Genomic DNA, 19011 nt, shown 5'->3' with positions numbered 1-19011 from the left:
TAAAATAAAGCCAGCACCTGCAAAGAAGGCACTGGCCCCATTGTTTGTCATTTGGAAGTTATTTTATTGATTTTGATATTTATAATCGCGATAAAGCTCCCGACTTAACACAAATGCACAGCTCAAAATTAAACCGAGTATTGCGCTTAATGCAACAATTAACGATGATTTTGGTGAATCTTTATGCAACGGTAAGTCTGGCGTTAAAATAAACTTAACGGGTGTAAAATCTAATTCTTTAGCGGTTACTTCTTGTAAATTATCAAGGTAAATTTTACGGTTCTGTAAATTTTCGCTCATCAATGCCAAATCACGATTTTGAGTTTCAATCAGTAATTTTTTCTCTAAAGCTTCAGTCCCTAACGCAATAGGGTAATCAGGGTCATCATTGATAGCAACAGATTCGCTGGCGATCGGTTTTTCAATTCCAGCGGCTTTTGCAATATCAACAGCTCGTTTAAGCCTTTCAACCTTAACATCGTATTCAGTTTGAATTTTGCTGACTTCACGTTTTAGTGACTCACTGGCATAAATAAGTTTCTCTGAAATCATATTATCGATTTCAACTTTTAGCTGTTGCCTTACTTTCGATGCACTATAACGAATATAGCCTTCAAGTAAATCTTGGGCTTCAGTTGGCAACGGAGCAGTGAAGCTTAAAACAATATCATTTGAAGTACTATTTTTTTCTTTTGACAGATCTTGAATTTTAATATCATTCGAAATGATTGAATTTACTAGCCTTTGCTGAGCGATAACATCATCTTTTGGGTCAATTTTCTCTGCCAGATTATGGTAATAATCAGTACTTCTTATATAACTTTCTTGATTAACTTTCGAACGATACTGGTCAACAAATGCATTAAAAATACGTTGAGCACTTAAATCAATCGGAATATCTAATACATCCAGTTGAGCTTTAAATGCGTTAACTTCTTTGAGCTCTTCAGATGCAGGAGGAATGACAATAGCAGTACTGCTCCATTTTTGAGGTAATAGTTTTACAACACCAACACTCACCACAATACAAACAACCGTAAATATAAGAATCAAAAATTTATGTTTTAACAAAATGGAAAACAAGGCCATTAAATCAATTTCATCGTTTTGCTGTATTTGAAATTGATGAGCAGAAGGTGACTTCTGCTCTATATTACCTTGTGGTGGCTGCTGCTTATTGCTCATATTAATTCCAAAAGACATAACATTTATTCAATCATTTATAATTTCAGATAAGTGATTATAGACTATAATCAGCTTATTGATATATCGATAAGCAAACTTTTCTGCATTAATTTACTGAATTGATTACTTTAGAACATCTTGAATTAATGAATTAATCATATGAATGCTATTCGGATTATCATTTAATGCCGGTATATAATTATATTTGTTACCACCACTACTCATAAAAAACTCTTTATTTTGCTCGCTAATTTCTTCTAATGTTTCTAGGCAATCAACTGAAAACCCTGGACAAATGACCTGAACGGATTTTACGCCTTGGGAGGGTAATTCATGCATAGTTTTATCCATGTAAGGCATCAACCAAGGCTCACGTCCAAAACGTGACTGATAGGTGAGCATGACTTTATCGCTTGGGTAATTCAACGCCTCACGGAGTGCCTCTGCCGTTTTTTCGCACTCTTGCTGGTAAATATCACCTGTATCGCAATAACGCTGTGGAATGCCATGGAACGACAATATTAGCCTATCGGGTTCACCATGCAGGGCAAAGCTTGCTTCTATCGAGGCCACTAAAGCTTGAATATAAGCAGGATGTGTCGCATAGCTACGAATGAATTGCACGCTTGGAATGGTACGTCTACTTTCAAACGCTCGGGTTAATGCATCATAAACCGCTGCAGTTGTCGTGCAGGAATACTGTGGATACAGTGGAAGAACCACTAAGTCGGTAACACCTTGGTCTAGCAAACTATCTACCGCACTTTTAATTGAAGGCGAACCATAGCTCATGCCTATCTCTACAGCAATATTAGGCAATAACTCTGCTAACTTTTGTTTTTGACGCAAAGAATAAACCAGTAATGGTGAACCACCTTCTAACCAAATAGACTTATATAACTTCGCCACTTTAGAAGAGCGAAGAGGCAAAATCGCCCCATGTAAAATCGGCTTCCAAATCAAGCGCGGTACATCAATAACGCGTTTATCACTAAGAAATTCAGCTAAATAGCGTTTCACTGCTGAGGTTGTTGGGGCATCAGGGGTTCCTAAGTTTGCTAACAAAATGCCGTATTTTTTTTCTGACATGAAACAACTCCTAATTGATAATTATTCCCAACTTTAGCACAGTTAATTAACGATTTTTGTCACCAAGTGGTATAAAAAAGAAAGGCAGCGATCATCGCTGCCTCCATATAATACCTTATACTTAAAATAATTCGAATTGCAGTTACAATTACTGCAACACAAAGCATAGTTAGTACAAATATTAACCTAAAATTTTCGCCAGTTCTTCACTAACTTCAGACACTTTACGTGTACCATCTAATTTGAAGTACTTGGTGTTCCCTTGTTTAGCTTCATTTTGGTAATACGCAATTAAAGGTGCAGTTAATGCATGATATTCAACCAGACGCTTACGCACGGTGTCTTCTTGGTCATCTTTACGGATGGTTAGTTCTTCACCTGTTACATCGTCTTTGCCTTCAACCTTTGGTGGGTTAAAGTTGATGTGATAAACACGGCCTGATGGTGCATGTACACGACGGCCAATAATACGCTCAACAATGATTTCGTCTGGTACATCAAACTCCAGTACATTATCAACCGTGATACCCGCTTCTTTCATCGCATCCGCTTGTGGGATTGTACGAGGGAACCCATCCAACAAGAAGCCATTGCGGCAGTCATCTTGTTTGATACGCTCTTTAACTAATGCGATAACTAATTCATCAGTAACTAATTTACCGTTATCCATCAGCTCTTTAGCTTGTAAGCCGAGTTCGCTCCCTGATTTAACAGCGGCACGTAACATGTCACCTGTTGAAATTTGAGGGATCCCAAACTTTTCCATAATAAATTGAGCTTGAGTGCCCTTACCAGCGCCTGGAGCGCCAAGCAGAATGATACGCATTGCGTAAACCCCTTGCTATTTAGATTTTTATAATTTGAAAAGAAAACAAGCTACCATACCATTAGCATACGGCTTTACTCAAGAACACACGTAAACGATTTCGCATTTATCTTTTTTCGCAAAAGAAAAAAACCACGCTAAAGCACAAGCAAAAGCGCGGTTTATGCTCAATATCGAAAATATCAAATTAAATTACTTTAGAAGTAATTCATTGATTTTACGAATAAATAGGTTTGGATCTTCCAATGTACCACGTTCTGCTAATAATGCTTGATCCAACAATACATCTACCCAATCAGCAAACACAGATTCATCTGACACTTCTGCGGCTTTTTTCACCAATGGATGTGTTGGGTTCAATTCGAAGTTATATTTTACTTCTGGCGCGGCTTGCCCTGCTGCTGCAAACAGTTTTGCCATTTGTGTGCTCATTTCATCCGCATCTGTCGTAACAATGGCAGGCGTATCCGTTAAGCGATGTGTGAGTTTAACTTCTTTAACACGCTCACCAAGGAATGATTTAACGCGTTCAACAAATGGCTCTAATTGCTTATCCGCTTCCTCTTGCTCCGCTTTGTTTTCATCCGCTAGCTTATCTAATGACTCGTCTGCTTTACTCACGGATTGGAACTGTTTACCGTCGAATTCAGACAGATAGTTCATCATCCATTCGTCAATACGGTCAGATAACAGTAGGACTTCAATACCTTTTTTACGGAATAGCTCAAGGTGTGGGCTGCCTTTCGCCGCCGCATAGCTATCTGCAGTGATGTAATAAATTTTATCTTGGCCTTCAACCATGCGGCTTACATAATCTTCTAAAGATACGTTCTGTACGCTGCTATCGGTATGAGTTGTTGCAAAACGCAGAAGTTTAGCAATAGTTTCACTATTTGCCATATCTTCCGCAGGGCCTTCTTTCATCACCAAGCCAAATTGTTGCCAGAAGGTTTGGTATTTTTCTGTGTCAGATTTAGCCAGTTTCTCAAGCATTTGCAGAACACGTTTCGTTAATGCGCTGCGTAAACTACGAGTTAATGCGCTGTCTTGCAGTATTTCACGAGACACGTTCAGTGGTAAATCATTGGAATCCAACACCCCACGAATAAAACGCAGGTAATTAGGCATAAACTGTTCTGCGTCATCCATAATAAATACGCGTTGAACATAGAGTTTCAAGCCGTGCTGTTGGTCACGATTCCATAGGTCAAATGGCGCTTTAGACGGCACATACAGCAAGCTCGTATACTCTTGCTTACCTTCTACACGGTTATGTGACCATGTTAGTGGGTCTGCGTAGTCATGGGAAATATGTTTATAGAATTCAGCGTATTCTTCGTCTGAAATTTCAGATTTGCTACGAGTCCACAATGCTTTCGCTTGGTTAATTTTTTCCCAAGTTACCGTACCGTCTTCTTCATTTTTTTCTTCGATTTCAACTGGTAAAGCAATATGGTCAGAATATTTGCTAATCACTGAACGTAAGCGCCAGTTATCCAGATATTCCTTTTCATCATCGCGCAAATGCAAAGTGATTTCAGTGCCGCGTTCCGCTTTTTCAATATCAGCGATGGTGTATTCACCTTCACCAGCAGATTCCCAGAACACACCTTCATCGACAGGGGCACCAGCTGCGCGGCTACGTACAGTCACTTTATCAGCCACAATAAATGCAGAATAGAAGCCCACACCAAATTGACCAATCATTTGGCTATCTTTGACTTGGTCACTACCTAATGACTCTAAGAATGCTTTTGTGCCTGACTTCGCGATAGTGCCGAGGTTTTCAATCACCTCTTCACGGCTCATACCGATACCGTTATCACTGATGGTCAATGTACCTTTTTCTTTATCGGCACTAATACGCACGCGCAGGTCACCATCGTTTTCATACAGTTCTGGTTTAGATAATGCACGAAAACGCAGTTTATCCGCCGCATCTGATGCGTTGGAGATCAATTCACGTAAGAAAATCTCTTTATTTGAATAAAGAGAGTGGATCATTAATTGGAGGAGTTGTTTAACTTCTGATTGGAAACCACGAGTTTCCTGTCCTTTCATACTCATTAATCGCCTCTATTTCATCAATCTAATTGGATAGGTTTGACTTATCGATGCAGATTAGTTGGGGGCAAAAAAATAGAATTCAACCACTAACCACAAATTAGAAGCTAAATTAATATGAGTGAAAGGAAATGACCGAAGACTACGATGCTTTTGCTTGAAGGATATTTTTGAATTAAGGGTTTTGCTTTGAGGGGTTTGCCTTTAAATTTTAAAAACAGCACCTCACCATCATCCTCTAAATAATTTGTGCCGTAGCTAGGCGTCGAATGCATTAATCCCTGGGAGCATACACAAGTATGTGACTAGGGTTGATGCATGAAGACAACAACGCTACGGCGCAAAGAATGACGAGGACTTTAGAGCCGTTGGCGCCCCGCCAACGAGTGAGAAAGTGTGGTTCCATCAACCATTTCCAACTCCCCCCCCACAGGCACCCCGTGTGCAATTCGGCTCGCAGCCACCCCATATTGCGCGCACATTTGGCCAATATAGTTTGCTGTCGCTTCACCTTCAACCGTTGGGTTGGTTGCTAAAATCACTTCATTGATAGTCTCTGATGCCAAACGCTCTTCTAGTCTATCAAGACCGATATCCATTGGGCCAATACCATCAAGTGGTGACAAATGCCCCATCAGCACAAAATAACGCCCGGAAAATTGCCCGGTTTGTTCTATTGCATAGATATCTGCTGGGCTTTCAACAATACAAATCAAACCATTTTGTTGGCGGCGAGGGTTATCGCAGATATTACAGACCTCTTGTTCTGTAAATGTTCTGCAATCACGGCAGTGACCTATTTCAGACATGGCACGAGTGAGCGATTGCGCTAAACGCATTCCCCCACTGCGGTCACGCTGTAAAAGATGAAAAGCCATTCGCTGCGCTGACTTGGGGCCAACCCCTGGGAGACAGCGCAGAGCTTCCATCAAAGATTCAAGAAGCGGACTTGTTTGCATTAGAATGGCATCTTAAAGCCTGGTGGTAATTGCATACCACTGGAAACACTTGCCATTTTTTCTTTCTGCGTTTCTTCGATACGACGAGCAGCATCATTAAATGCCGCAGCAATCAAGTCTTCTAACATTTCTTTGTCGTCTTCGAGTAAGCTAGGGTCAATTTCAACACGGCGGCAGTTGTGTGAGCCGTTAATCGTCACTTTAACTAAGCCAGCACCAGATTCGCCTGTAGCTTCTAGTTGAGCGATTTCTTCCTGAACTTTTTGCATTTTATCTTGCATTTGCTGGGCCTGTTTCATCAGGTTACCCAATCCACCTTTACCAAACATAGTTATCTCTCACAACTGAGGCTACAGCTTAACAATGAGACTGTAGCGTTAAACGGGGCGAATACTCTCTTCATCTAATTGCGCATCAAACATTGAGCGCAGTTTTTGAATCGTTTTATCCGCAATAATAGACTGGCGCGCTTGTGCCAGTTTTTCTTCATAAATCGCCTGTCGCCATTCTAGCGGGGTTTTCACCTCGCTATTATCATCATGAACGATTTTCAGTTCAACAGTACGACCATATAGTTCGCTCAGAGCTTCTTCCAATGCTTTATGTGCCGATGGTTTATCGAGGTGCTTCTGAGCCGAGCGCAAATGTAAAACAATTTGCGACTCACTTAATTCTTCTATATATGAATTCAAAGCTAATTGTTCAACCAGTTTGGGAATATTTAATTTTGCGATTTTCCCAGACCAGCTATCACGAATTCGCCCTTCCTCAATAATTTTAGCGGCTAATTCAGGCGTTTTTTCATATTCCAACGCCTCTTTGATTTCACTTGGCGTTGTTATTGCCTCTTTTGGTGCCATCGCCTCTTCATTTTGAGGCTTCCATTGGTACTGCTTTGATTTTTGTGGTTTTGCTGCCTGAGCCGCTTTATTTACCACATTTTGTTGATGTTTGCTGGTCACGGCGGCCAGCCTTTCCAGTGCTGATGCCGCCGGCTTAGCCCTTTCAGGCATCACCGGTTTAGCCTTTTTTGGGCTAGGATCCTCACTTTGTGGAGATTGTAGCGCCTGCCTAGCCTTCAATAACTGTAATGTTGGGCTATTGTCTGGCAGATTTTCTGCTCGTGCTTGAACAGGAGGCACCCTTTGCACCATATTTGGTGCAGCAGGCGATGCCGATTGAACAGCCGCCTGCGTAATAACTTTTGGTGGAGCTTCAATTTCAGCAATCACATTTTTCGGATGAAAAGCTAATGCACGTAACAATGCCATTTCAACCCCCATACGCCGCTCAGGAGCATAAGGGAGTTCTTTTCTTCCAACTAATAACGTTTGGTAAAACAGTTGGAGATCTGCAGGAGAAATTACCCTTGCGACCTGCCGTAGCCGCCCTTCTATCGATGATGGGTCTGTTTCTTGTTCAGCAGGAAGCAGTTGGATCATCGCGATACGGTGTAATTGCGACAAAACTTCCACCAGCAAGTTTTCCCAATCCGCACCGCGACTAGCAGCTTGCTCTACCTGTTCCATCACCGCCATGCTATCGGCACGTACTAACGCTTCAATAATCGCTAATGGCTGTTCATCATCAAGGGTTCCTAGCATTTGGCTAACTATATCAGCCGTTACTTTCCCTTGCCCCATCGCAATGGCTTGATCAGTTAAGCTTAATGCATCACGTAAACTGCCATCCGCCGCTCTTGCAATGAGCTGGCGAGCTCGTTGGTCATGTTCAATATTTTCTGCATTCAGAATAAGTTCAAGCTGTTCACTGATTTGTGTGACATCTAATGCTTTTAGGTGGAATTGCAAACAGCGAGACAAAATGGTCACGGGGAGTTTTTGCGGGTCCGTCGTCGCTAACAAAAACTTCACATGTTCAGGCGGTTCTTCAAGGGTTTTTAATAACGCATTGAAACTATGACGAGACAACATGTGTACTTCGTCAATTAAATAAACTTTGAAGCGCCCACGTGCCGGCGCGTATTGGACGTTGTCTAATAATTCACGAGTATCTTCGACTTTAGTTCGGGAAGCCGCGTCAATTTCAATTAAGTCAACAAATCGCCCTTGCTCTATTTCAAGGCAGTTGGCACATTTACCACAAGGTGATGCAGTGATCCCTGTTTCGCAATTAAGGCCTTTGGCAAATAGGCGAGCAATCGTCGTTTTTCCTACACCACGTGTACCGGAGAAAAGATAGGCGTGATGAAGCCGCTGATGCGTTAGCCCATTAGCGAGTGCAGTCAAAACGTGCTGTTGGCCAACAACGTCTGAAAATTTTTGGGGGCGCCACTTACGGGCAAGTACCTGATAGCTCATGGATTCCACTGTCATTTAACATGGTACGTGAATATATATAATCATAGTACCATGCTACCACAGCCTCAACCTATACAGCGAGACTGTGATAAAAATAGAGGAAAAATAAAGATTAGTGGCCTGGGAATTCAACAAGGCTATAAGAAGAAACACCTTCTTTTTGCAGGCGCTCAACGCCGCCAAGGTCAGGTAAACAGATGATAAATGCGGCATCAACAACATTAGCACCGAGTTGTTTGATCATTTTAACTGTCGCTTCCACTGTACCACCTGTGGCAAGTAAGTCATCAACCACTAAGACATTATCTTCAGGGCTGATACTATCTTTATGGATTTCAAGTGTATCCGTGCCATATTCAAGGTCGTAAGTCATACTCAATACTTCACGTGGTAATTTCCCTTTTTTACGTACAGGGACAAAACCTACGCCTAAACGTAATGCAACTGGAGCGCCGAATAGAAAACCACGCGCTTCAGTTCCTACAATTTTAGTGACGCCTTTATTTTGATAATGTTCCACTAACATATCAATCGTTGCTTGGTATGCAGCAGGGTTATTTAATAAAGTCGTAATGTCACGAAAGATCACACCTTCGATTGGATAATCTTGGATAGATGCGATACTTTCTTTAATCAATTGCAGTTGTTGCTCTTTAGCGGTCATAATAAAAGCCATGTAGTAAACACGAAAGTGTAGAATCTATGTAAAGTACCATAAAAATGCAATAAGAAGCCGTCAATTTGGCATCAGTTTTGTTGCTGAATATCAATTTTCCGCTATTTTTCACATTTAATGAGAACAAAAAATGAAAATTCCCGCTCTTTTGGATGCGTTAAAAAAGCAAATTGATGAATTGAAAACACGAGTGGAGCCCATAAAAGACCTTGAGTTTTCACATTCACGTTTCGATATGCAATTGTTTAGCCGCAAATCAAGCCGTTTAGGGGATTGCCAAAATGAATTACAGACGTTGTACCAGCAATTGTGCCATAGCGTAACGTTAAACCACACTGAGCAAGTTAATTTTCTTACTGAAAAAATCGTCCATCAAATGCAGGCAATTTCACGAGAGATCTCTACACAAGCTTTACGCGAAAAAGAATCAAATTTTACTAAGAAAAAGGAACAAGTTGATTTATATGAACGTTTATCACAACACCAAGACTATGAACGACGCTTGCAGGCCATGGTGAGTGAAAAAGAACTTCATTTAAGTGAGCTAACCGACCACCGTTCGCAGCACCAGTGCCAAAAAGAACTCGCTGTACTCGCAGGCCGTTTGTACCGTTGCCGCCAAGCACTTTTGCGTATTGAAAAAGCCATTGAACATCAAGAAAATCAATATTTTGATTAAATCTTAGAAGGAATCAGTATGAGTTCACTCAAGGATGCTCCACAAGAAATCCAACTTGCTGTTGATTTAATCTACTTATTAGAGACGTCTGAGATAGACACCGATGTAGTTCTCAAAGCACTTGAAATCGTGAAAAATGATTATATTGCAAAACAAGTGCAAGCAGCAAAAACTGCCTGCACCAAAGAAACTTAATGAGTTTAGTGCGTTTTATCATCACTATCTTTAGGTGTTCGCTTCACTTCTTGCACTTCATCACCTTTACTATTGTGTAAATGCACTTCTAACTGATTGAATGCAATATCAATATCATTTTCTCGACATAGTTTGTCTATCGCACGGTTCACTTCATCGCTGGTTACGCCACGGTCACCAATCTGCCGTACATAAAAACGTAATTCGTGATCTAACGTGCTTGCACCAAAACTGGTGAAATAGACATTAGGAGCAGGTTCAGTCATTACCTTGCTATTATTGGTTGCCGCAGACAATAAAACGCGTTTCACTTTATCAAGATCAGAGCCATATGCCACACCGATCGCTATGGTGATACGTGTGACGGTGTCCGATAGCGACCAGTTGATCAACCGTTCAGTCACAAAAGCCTTATTAGGAATGATCACTTCTTTGCGATCAAAATCAACGATGGTTGTCGCACGAATGCGAATTTTACTAACTGTTCCTGAATAGGTCCCAATAGTGACGGTGTCGCCAATACGGATCGGCCGCTCAAACAGTAAAATGATCCCTGAAACAAAGTTGGCAAAAATTTCCTGTAAGCCAAACCCTAACCCGACGGTTAAAGCAGCGGCTAACCATTGCAATTTGTTCCATGTCACGCCAATCATACCTAATGAGGCAATCGCGCCAATCCCCACGATAATATAAGTTAATATTGTCGTGATCGCATAAGTAGAGCCCTGACGGAGTTTTAACCGTGATAACACCAATACTTCCAGTAACCCAGGGAGATTTCGCGTCATCACCCAAGACACAATGATAATCACAAGAGCTAAAATTAAATTCGCTAAGGTTACGAATTGTAAGATATTTCCCCCTTCTGCCGATGTGGCGGTATAGCTCCATAAGTTCACGCTATCTAAGAAAGAGAAAATGGTGATGAAGTCAGACCAAATTGCATAAAACGCTAACGCAAAGATAATAAACAACACCATCGTTGTGAGACGTAATGATTGCTGGCTAATCAGCTCAATAGTCATTGGTGGCTCTTTAATTGGCTCGTTTTCAGTATCTTCTTGCTTCGACATCGCACGGCGTTCTATGGCACGTTGATATGCTAATTTACGAGCAACCAGTGTTAAGCCTCTCAAACACGCGCTATAAGTGATATACCATAGGAGTAATAGGTATAAACTGTCGATCCAACGGTTTGCCAAGCGCAATGTGGTGTAATAATACCCCGCCATCATTAAGCCCACTAAAATTAATGGCGAAAATGTCAACAATGTCACAACGATACTGCGCGTTAAGTGACTCCCTTTCTCTTGCCAAACTTGTTTGCAAAATGGAATAGTAAAGATGCACAGTAGAATAAGAGAAACCAGCACGATCAACTGGCCAATCACGTCCTCAGACACTTTCAGTGGGTTGCTAACACCATAAGTAGAAAAGAAAATGAGTGGCAATAGAGGAATAGATAGCCTGATCATCCTGCGTCGAGTCTGGGATATTTTTTCTTTTTCGATACCAAAGTGTTTTTGTGCAATACCTTGTGGTTTTAATACTCGGAAAGTCAGCTCAAATAATGCCCAAAATATCGCCAATTGTTGGCAAAATTGCCAAAAGAATGGCCCTTGCACATTCCCTGTTTTCAAAAACCAATAGCCAAATGCCAGTAAAAACAGTGAAATAGGTAATGTTTGCATTAATGTTAACAACAGTGCCAACGGGGTACTTAATACACTGTCATTACGTAAGCTGGAAAGCCGTTGGTCAATATCCTGCAGTCGGTTACTAATTTTGCGATTAAACCAAATAAACAGTAATGCGACTAAAACCAGTGGAACAACGACCAATAATGAAGCCGTCACTCCACGCTTAATACTACGATTCGATAAACTAAAATCAAAATTATGAATCTGTGCTGCCGCAGCTTCAGGAAAACCTTTAACCCATTCCAAATCCATCGGTTTATTACTATTCACCCAAAATATTTGCTGCGCCAAGGTATTTTCAAGAGACCCCACTACACTCAATAATTGGTTTTGATCAAGTTGCAAGTTGATTGCTTGGGAAATTTGCCCGCCAAGCTGCTGGTTGAGTTCATCTAATAACCCACGACGTACTTCCAATAGTTTCAATAACGTAGATTTATCCTCAGCGGATAATAATGCGCTATTTGCCAGCTCATCCCCTGTTTTTACCTCAAATTGCTGTTCCAACTTAGTAATATAATCATTAGGTTGATAAAGCTCATCACGCTGTTGGTTAATATCAAATTGCTCAAGCCGCAAATCAGCAATCGTTGTGGGTAAATTTTTCGTTAAAATGTCTGGCGGCAAGTCAATTTGTTGTTGAAATAAAATTCGTGAGAGCAATAAGCTACCGCGTAATACATTAATTTGCTCTTTTAAATTTCGTTCGGACTGCGTCGCTCTTTCAAGCCATGTTTTAACTCGAATACCATTTTGCACCAGTTTATTGCTATTTTCGGTCACTGCGATTAAACGGTCACTGAGCGCATTATTAATCGCAATTTCTTTTTGAATAATGGGATTCTGTTGCGCTTCAATATCGGTTTCAGAAGTACTCAGCGCCTCGCGTACCGTTGATTGGGAGTCATTTAGTCGGCGATGGCTAATCGCATTTTGTACTTGCTGAATATGGTGTTCCAATTGCTCAATATATGCTGCGGTATAATCACGTTGTTTTTGCAGCACATCTTGTAATTGAGTGTTAGCCTGTAGAATACGTTTTTGATATTCATTTTGTTGCTGCAATAAATACTGTTCAACTTGCAGCATGGTAATTTGAGTAGGTCTTAAATTCACAGATTCATTCAATGAACTATTTAGCTCATTGCGAATTTCTTGTAAGCGCCTCGCATTTTCCAACATCATCGCTTGTGCCCTTTCAGGCTGTGTCTGTAAGCCAATTAATTGGCTACTATAGGTTGCAAGGTCATTTTGTTCTGTTTGCAGATTTTCTAAATAAGAGGCTTGTAATGCTTCTAGTTGTGAAAGAGAACTATCTTGTATTTTTCGTAGGAAATTTTCGGTGCGTTGCTCATTTTCATTTTTTATTTGCAACAAACCTTGTGCTGCTTGTTTCGATTCTTCACTCGCGCTATTCAGTTTTTTTTGCAGTTCAGCCGTTCGCTGTTCGAGTTTATCCAGCTCGTTATAAAAATCTGAGGTTTTTTCCAGATCAGCGAGAGCAAGTTTATCTTCCTCACTGAGTGAACTTTTTTTATTCAATGCGTTGAGCGCATTTTTTATTTCATTCTTATCAGGTAAGTTATTTGATGTTAATGCCGTAATTGAACTGGAAAAAGATATGATGAAAAAAAACAGTGTTATTGATACTAACTGCCGCCACTTCCATTGTTGTTTCATCATAATGGCATTCCTTTATACAAATAATAATATTGTTTAATTAAACCAAAGTGCCGATAGTCGCCTACCAACACTTACTTTCACCTAATTAAACACATTTTACGTAAAATGTTAGAAAGTTAATACTTTATCTGCCGTTAATGTCCAGCTTGCAAGCTCGACTAACGTGCCTACCTCAACACCATCAGCAAGGGTTAACTCACTTACACCTCGGGCATCTGTACAAGTTTTACATAATTTAATGGGGACATTTTGTGCCGTTAAAATCTCTAACATTTGTTGAAGATTATAGCCTTCTTTCGGCTTTTGAGCTGCCAAACCTGCGGTCACAGCATCTGACATCAGAAATATTTTTAAATCTAACTGCGGCTCTTGCTCTTTTAACGTTATCGCTAATCGCAATGAGTTGAACAATATTTCACTGCCGTAAGGTGCGCCATTAGCAATAATCAAAATAGAGGTCATATTGTACTCCACTTATTCAGTTTGAATGGGTTTTAACCGGATTGCGGTATTACATTTTAGTGTTTCTAATAGTGTATCAACCAATGTAATTGTATGTTGATTAGTATTAAAATTTTCTGATTGGAGTAGCCAGTTTTCTAACAAACCAGACATTAATGAACGGATCATAATCGCAGCACATTCCACATCAAGATCAGCAGGAAGTTGACCTGCATCAATACAGGCAGTCAAGTTATCAACTATTCGACATTGACTTGCGACATAATTAGCGCGTTTAAAATCAACTAACTCTGCCATTTCGCCAACTAATTCACACTTCAAAAAGAAAATTTCCATCAACGCGCGGTTTTTAGGGCTTTCAATAAAATCAGTCAAAATATAAACTAATAATTCTCTTAGTATTGAAAGTGGATCATTGGTATATTTAGAACGATAATATTCTTCAGCTTGTACTATTTGGTTATCACCAAATTCACAAGCTTGATAAAAAAGATCAACTTTGTTTTTGAAATGCCAATATATTGCACCTCGGGTAACCCCCGCTGCTTTTGCAATATCGGCTAATGATGTGGCAGAAACTCCTCGTTCAGAGAATGTTTTGATGGCAGCATCTAATATTTCCTGACGGGTTTCTTCAGCCTGTTGTTTAGTTTTTCGTGCCATTGTGACCCGTTTCTATCGAAAGCTGATTTACATACATTCGTGTATGTTTGTACTATAGCATAGTGATAAATCATATTGTTTACCATTTTTCTTATTTTTGTTTTGAACTCATATTGATTAATTGAGGTTAACTTATGCGAAAAAACAGAGGGGTGTTACCTCTGGCTCTGTTAGTTCTTTCAGGTGGCTTGGCTTTATCTGGTTGTAACGATGAACAACAAGGTGGCGGAGAACGCCCGGCGCCTGAAGTAGGAATTGTTACGCTTAAAGCCGAACCTCTGACTCTCAAAACCGAGTTACCAGGCCGTACATCCGCATTTCGTGTTGCCGAGGTTCGCCCTCAGGTTAGTGGCATCATATTGAAACGCAACTATAAAGAAGGTAGCGACGTAGAAGCAGGGACATCTTTATACCAAATTGACCCAGCACCATTCCAAGCAACCTATGACAGCGCAAAAGCGGAACTTGCAAAAGCACAAGCCAATGCGAATCTGGCTGCATTAACGGTGAAGCGTTATAAACCATTGTTAGGTACTAATTACATTAGTCGTCAGGAATACGACGAAGCGACCTCAACCTATGCACAAGCACTTGCTGCCGTCAAAGCGGCTGAAGCTGCGGTTGAAACGGCACGTATCAACCTGAATTATACCAAAGTAACTGCACCGATCAGCGGCCGTACCGGTAAATCGAACGTGACTGAAGGGGCTTTAGTATCCACAGGACAAGCCACTGAATTAATGCGTGTTCAGCAACTTGATCCTATCTATGTTGACGTAACACAATCGAGTGACGATTTTTTACGTCTCAAAAATGAGATAGCGAAAGGCGCTGTACAGCGAGAATCAGGGAAAGCACCTGTCAGTTTGATCAACAACAACGGTCAAGAATACGCACAAAAGGGTGTTCTGGAATTCTCTGATGTCACTGTTGATGAAACAACAGGGTCTATCACCATGAGAGCCATGTTCCCTAACCCGAACAAAGAGTTACTTCCGGGTATGTTTGTTCGTGCTGTATTAGAAGACGGTGTTATTGAAAAGGCGATTCTAGTTCCACAACAAGGCTTGACTCGTACGGCTCAAGGAACTTCTCAAGTCATGGTTGTTGGCGCAGAGAATAAAGTTGAAGTCAGAAAAGTTAAAGCAGGACAAGCAGTTGGCAACAAATGGCTGGTAACTGAAGGTCTACAAGCAGGTGATCGTGTCATTGTCATCGGCTTACAAAAAATCAAACCAGGAATTGTTGTGAATCCTAAGGAAGCAAACTTAGAAACGCAATCCATAGACAATCAGGCAAAACCTGAAGAAAAGTCTAAATAAGGGAGCGGCTGATTAATGCCTAAGTTTTTTATAGAAAGACCAATTTTTGCGTGGGTAATTGCAATTATCACCATGCTTGCTGGTCTGTTGGCAATTATCCAGTTACCTGTTTCGCAGTACCCGACCATCGCGCCACCGGCTGTTTCTATTTCAGCTAACTATCCGGGAGCGGATGCTGAGACGGTACAAAATACAGTAACGCAGGTTATCGAACAGAACATGAACGGTATCGATAACTTGGTATATATGTCATCGAGCAGTGATTCATCAGGTTCTGCTAGCATTACGCTAACATTTGAAGCAGGAACTGATGGTGATATCGCGCAAGTACAGGTGCAAAACAAATTGCAACTGGCGATGCCATTGTTGCCACAAGAAGTTCAGCAGCAAGGTATTAGTGTCGATAAATCAACTAGTTCATTCTTAATGGTTGCGGGTTTCGTTTCTAGCGATGGCTCAATGGGGCAATACGATATTGCCGACTACGTAGGGTCAAATATTAAAGACCCACTTAGCCGAGTTAACGGTGTAGGTGAAACTCAACTGTTCGGTACCCAATATGCAATGCGTATTTGGTTAAAACCAGAGCAACTCGTTAAGTACAACATGACCACAACAGATGTCATTAATGCGATCAAGGTACAAAATAACCAAGTCGCAGCAGGGCAACTCGGTGGTTCACCGTCTGTAGCAAACCAGCGTTTAAACGTTTCTATCATTGCGCAGACACGTTTAAATAGCCCTGAAGAATTTAGCAATATTCTATTACGTGTAAACCAGGATGGTTCACAAGTGCGTATTAAAGATGTTGCTGATGTCCAATTAGGTGCTGAAAACTATAGTACGATTGCCCGCTTTAATGGTAAGCCAGCAGCAGGTATCGGTATTAAACTGGCAACCGGAGCTAACGCTTTAGATACGTCTAATAACGTCCGCGCTGCGCTTGAGGAAATGAAGCCTTTCTTCCCTCAAGGATTAGAGATTGTTTATCCATACGATACGACCCCATTCGTTAAAATTTCAATTAACGAAGTGGTTAAAACGTTAGTAGAAGCAATCATGCTGGTTGTTGTCGTTATGTATTTGTTCCTACAAAACATCCGTGCAACACTGATACCAACGATTGCAGTACCTGTCGTATTGTTAGGTACCTTTGCTATTTTGTCGGCATTTGGTTATTCCATAAACACCTTGACCATGTTCGCGATGGTACTCGCCATCGGGCTTCTCGTCGATGACGCCATCGTCGTTGTTGAGAACGTTGAGCGTGTTATGCAAGAAGAAGGCTTGTCACCAAAAGAAGCGACCAAAAAATCAATGGGTCAAATCCAAGGTGCGTTAGTCGGTATTGCAATGGTGCTGTCTGCGGTATTTATTCCTATGGCCTTCTTTGGAGGTTCTACAGGGGCAATTTACCGTCAGTTCTCAATTACCATTGTATCCTCCATGATCTTATCAGTACTGGTTGCGATGATCTTAACGCCAGCACTGTGTGCCACCATGTTGAAGCCAATTGAAAAAGGCAGCCATGGTAGCCAAAAAGGATTCTTTGGATGGTTTAACCGCACATTTGAAAAACAAGCACACCACTACACCGACAGTGTAAGCCGTATGCTTAACGGCACGGGCCGTTATTTAGTGATTTACCTGCTGTTAGTGGTTGGTATGGCGTTCATGTTCGTCCGCTTACCGTCCTCTTTCTTACCAGCGGAAGACCAAGGGGTATTCTTGTCAATGATCCAATTACCACCGGGATCAACGCAAGAACAAACCCAAGCGGTATTGGATGAAGTGAATAACTACTACCATACCGAAGAAGCCAAAAACGTTGAGTCGGTCTTTACCGTTGGGGGCTTTAGCTTCGCAGGTCAAGGTCAAAACATGGGTCTCGCTTTCGTCGTTCTGAAAAATTGGAGCGAACGTAAAGGCGATGAAAACCACGTTGATGCGATTGTACACCGTGCGAATATCGCACTGTCACAAAAACAAGAGGCACTGATTTACGCCTTTAACCTACCAGCGATTGTTGAGTTAGGTACCGCAGACGGGTTTGACTTTGAGTTAGTCGATAAAGGTAACTTGGGGCATGATAAACTGATGCAAGCCCGCAACCAGTTACTTGGATTAGCTGCTCAGCACCCAGAAATGCTTCAAGGTGTTCGCCCAAATGGTCAGGATGATACCTCGCAATACCGTATTTATATTGACCAACAAAAAGCACAGGCTCAAGGTGTCGCTATCAGTGATATCAACGCAACATTGAGTTCTATGTTTGGTGGAAGCTACGTGAATGACTTTATCGACCGTGGTCGTGTGAAGAAAGTTTACGTACAAGGTGACGCAGAAAGCCGTATGTTACCTTCTGACATCAGTAACCTGTATGTTCGCAATAACCAAGGTAAAATGGTTCCGTTCTCTGCCTTTATGGACGAATCCAAAGATCCTTGGAAGTATGGTTCACCGCGTTTAGAGCGTTATAACGGTGTCCCTGCGATGAACATTCAAGGTCAGGCAGCTCCAGGGAAAAGTACTGGTGATGCGATGCTGTTAATGGAAAAACTCACCACTGAAAACCTGCCTGAAGGAATTGGTTACGAGTGGACAGGTATGTCATATCAAGAACGCTTAGCAGGTAACCAAGCCCCTGCTCTGTACGCAATCTCCTTGATAGTGGTCTTCCTGTGTTTGGCGGCTCTCTATGAAAGCTGGTCAGTTCCATTCTCAGTTATGTTAGTCGTTCCATTAGGTATTATTGGTGCGTTACTGTTTACCAGTGTTCGTGGTCTAGACAACGACGTTTACTTTAAAGTGGGTCTCTTAACAACCATTGGGCTCTCGGCGAAAAACGCAATCTTGATTGTTGAATTCGCCAAAGACTTGATGGAAAAAGAAGGTAAAGGGTTAGTCGAAGCAACACTGAATGCAGTTAAAATGCGTTTACGACCAATTCTGATGACATCTTTAGCATTTATGTTAGGTGTTATCCCACTGGTGTTTAGTAACGGTGCAGGTTCTGCATCCCAGAACTCAGTAGGTACTGGTGTTCTTGGGGGAATGTTTGCCGCAACCTCATTGGCTATCTTCTTCGTTCCTGTATTCTTCGTGGTGATCCGTCGCCGTTTCTCGAAGAAATCAGAAGATATTGAACACAGTCATCCACCAACAGCACAATAATTGCTGATCGATA

General features: G+C 41.3%; 15 protein-coding genes. 4 read left to right on the top strand and 11 right to left on the bottom strand.

Going from position 1 to position 19011, the window contains the following annotated elements; translation table 11 throughout:
- Positions 1 to 63: 63 nt before the first annotated feature.
- The 8 genes from wzz(fepE) to apt all read right to left on the bottom strand — a co-directional run bounded on the left by wzz(fepE) (position 64) and on the right by apt (position 9108).
- Positions 64 to 1185, bottom strand: coding sequence for an LPS O-antigen length regulator Wzz(fepE) (wzz(fepE), locus tag P3L44_RS05290; RefSeq protein WP_140171230.1), 1122 nt, complete (start codon positions 1183 to 1185; stop codon positions 64 to 66).
- Between the two features lie 123 nt (positions 1186 to 1308).
- Positions 1309 to 2274, bottom strand: coding sequence for a ferrochelatase (gene hemH, locus P3L44_RS05285; RefSeq protein ID WP_272662046.1), 966 nt, complete (start codon positions 2272 to 2274; stop codon positions 1309 to 1311).
- Between the two features lie 181 nt (positions 2275 to 2455).
- Positions 2456 to 3100: an adenylate kinase gene (gene adk / locus P3L44_RS05280; protein WP_004913624.1), complete on the bottom strand. Its 645-nt coding sequence runs from the start codon at positions 3098 to 3100 to the stop codon at positions 2456 to 2458.
- A gap of 192 nt (positions 3101 to 3292) precedes the next feature.
- Positions 3293 to 5161, bottom strand: a complete 1869-nt coding sequence (gene htpG / locus P3L44_RS05275; protein WP_272662069.1) for a molecular chaperone HtpG — start codon at positions 5159 to 5161, stop codon at positions 3293 to 3295.
- A 362-nt stretch (positions 5162 to 5523) separates the two neighbouring features.
- Positions 5524 to 6123: a recombination mediator RecR gene (gene recR / locus P3L44_RS05270; RefSeq protein WP_004260396.1), complete on the bottom strand. Its 600-nt coding sequence runs from the start codon at positions 6121 to 6123 to the stop codon at positions 5524 to 5526.
- The gene (locus P3L44_RS05265; RefSeq protein WP_004260403.1) at positions 6123 to 6452 is read right to left on the bottom strand and encodes a YbaB/EbfC family nucleoid-associated protein; all 330 of its coding nucleotides are present in this window, start codon (positions 6450 to 6452) and stop codon (positions 6123 to 6125) included. Before P3L44_RS05265 ends, recR begins: the two co-directional genes overlap by 1 nt.
- 48 nt (positions 6453 to 6500) lie before the next feature.
- Positions 6501 to 8444 (bottom strand): DNA polymerase III subunit gamma/tau, encoded by a 1944-nt coding sequence (gene dnaX, locus P3L44_RS05260; protein WP_140171236.1) that lies wholly within the window; start codon positions 8442 to 8444, stop codon positions 6501 to 6503.
- Positions 8445 to 8556: 112 nt separating this feature from the next.
- Positions 8557 to 9108, bottom strand: coding sequence for an adenine phosphoribosyltransferase (gene apt / locus P3L44_RS05255; protein WP_036958374.1), 552 nt, complete (start codon positions 9106 to 9108; stop codon positions 8557 to 8559).
- Between the two features lie 142 nt (positions 9109 to 9250).
- Here apt and priC point away from each other — a divergent pair, with 142 nt between their 5' ends.
- Together priC and P3L44_RS05245 are read left to right on the top strand one after the other, a co-directional pair.
- A complete protein-coding gene (gene priC / locus P3L44_RS05250; RefSeq protein ID WP_272662045.1) occupies positions 9251 to 9799 on the top strand; it encodes a primosomal replication protein in 549 nt (182 codons plus the stop codon).
- Between the two features lie 18 nt (positions 9800 to 9817).
- Positions 9818 to 9994 carry a DUF2496 domain-containing protein gene (locus P3L44_RS05245; protein ID WP_140171237.1) on the top strand — a complete coding sequence of 59 codons (177 nt, stop codon included), beginning with the start codon at positions 9818 to 9820 and terminating at the stop codon, positions 9992 to 9994.
- 5 nt (positions 9995 to 9999) lie between these two features.
- Here P3L44_RS05245 and mscK read toward each other — a convergent pair whose 3' ends face one another.
- The 3 genes from mscK to acrR form a co-directional block, all read right to left on the bottom strand.
- The gene (mscK, locus tag P3L44_RS05240; protein ID WP_140171239.1) at positions 10000 to 13377 is read right to left on the bottom strand and encodes a mechanosensitive channel MscK; all 3378 of its coding nucleotides are present in this window, start codon (positions 13375 to 13377) and stop codon (positions 10000 to 10002) included.
- Between the two features lie 108 nt (positions 13378 to 13485).
- On the bottom strand, positions 13486 to 13839 hold the full coding sequence (locus P3L44_RS05235; RefSeq protein ID WP_140171241.1) for a DsrE/DsrF/TusD sulfur relay family protein: 354 nt from the start codon (positions 13837 to 13839) through the stop codon (positions 13486 to 13488).
- Between the two features lie 12 nt (positions 13840 to 13851).
- Positions 13852 to 14502, bottom strand: a complete 651-nt coding sequence (gene acrR / locus P3L44_RS05230; protein ID WP_094960963.1) for a multidrug efflux transporter transcriptional repressor AcrR — start codon at positions 14500 to 14502, stop codon at positions 13852 to 13854.
- 134 nt (positions 14503 to 14636) lie between these two features.
- Between acrR and P3L44_RS05225 the strand changes: the two genes are divergently transcribed.
- Both P3L44_RS05225 and P3L44_RS05220 read left to right on the top strand, forming a co-directional pair.
- Positions 14637 to 15824: an efflux RND transporter periplasmic adaptor subunit gene (locus P3L44_RS05225; protein WP_004260432.1), complete on the top strand. Its 1188-nt coding sequence runs from the start codon at positions 14637 to 14639 to the stop codon at positions 15822 to 15824.
- Positions 15825 to 15839: 15 nt separating this feature from the next.
- Positions 15840 to 18998 (top strand): efflux RND transporter permease subunit, encoded by a 3159-nt coding sequence (locus P3L44_RS05220; RefSeq protein ID WP_272662044.1) that lies wholly within the window; start codon positions 15840 to 15842, stop codon positions 18996 to 18998.
- Positions 18999 to 19011 lie beyond the last annotated feature (13 nt).

It is taken from the genome of Providencia sp. PROV175 (assembly GCF_032707045.1).
GTDB classification, from domain to species: Bacteria; Pseudomonadota; Gammaproteobacteria; order Enterobacterales; family Enterobacteriaceae; genus Providencia; species Providencia hangzhouensis.
The sequence above is the reverse complement of the archived record's forward strand: the minus strand, read 5'-3'. Positions and strand labels throughout refer to the sequence as shown.

Bases quoted from the DNA above. Each gene is read 5' to 3' on its own strand.
- adk (WP_004913624.1), bottom strand. From the start codon at position 3,100: ATGCGTATCATTCTGCTTGGCGCTCCAGGCGCTGGTAAGGGCACTCAA.
- P3L44_RS05220 (WP_272662044.1), top strand. From the start codon at position 15,840: ATGCCTAAGTTTTTTATAGAAAGACCAATTTTTGCGTGGGTAATTGCA.
- htpG (WP_272662069.1), bottom strand. From the start codon at position 5,161: ATGAAAGGACAGGAAACTCGTGGTTTCCAATCAGAAGTTAAACAACTC.
- P3L44_RS05235 (WP_140171241.1), bottom strand. From the start codon at position 13,839: ATGACCTCTATTTTGATTATTGCTAATGGCGCACCTTACGGCAGTGAA.
- P3L44_RS05245 (WP_140171237.1), top strand. From the start codon at position 9,818: ATGAGTTCACTCAAGGATGCTCCACAAGAAATCCAACTTGCTGTTGAT.
- priC (WP_272662045.1), top strand. From the start codon at position 9,251: ATGAAAATTCCCGCTCTTTTGGATGCGTTAAAAAAGCAAATTGATGAA.
- hemH (WP_272662046.1), bottom strand. From the start codon at position 2,274: ATGTCAGAAAAAAAATACGGCATTTTGTTAGCAAACTTAGGAACCCCT.
- recR (WP_004260396.1), bottom strand. From the start codon at position 6,123: ATGCAAACAAGTCCGCTTCTTGAATCTTTGATGGAAGCTCTGCGCTGT.
- apt (WP_036958374.1), bottom strand. From the start codon at position 9,108: ATGACCGCTAAAGAGCAACAACTGCAATTGATTAAAGAAAGTATCGCA.
- dnaX (WP_140171236.1), bottom strand. From the start codon at position 8,444: ATGAGCTATCAGGTACTTGCCCGTAAGTGGCGCCCCCAAAAATTTTCA.
- acrR (WP_094960963.1), bottom strand. From the start codon at position 14,502: ATGGCACGAAAAACTAAACAACAGGCTGAAGAAACCCGTCAGGAAATA.
- mscK (WP_140171239.1), bottom strand. From the start codon at position 13,377: ATGATGAAACAACAATGGAAGTGGCGGCAGTTAGTATCAATAACACTG.
- P3L44_RS05225 (WP_004260432.1), top strand. From the start codon at position 14,637: ATGCGAAAAAACAGAGGGGTGTTACCTCTGGCTCTGTTAGTTCTTTCA.
- P3L44_RS05265 (WP_004260403.1), bottom strand. From the start codon at position 6,452: ATGTTTGGTAAAGGTGGATTGGGTAACCTGATGAAACAGGCCCAGCAA.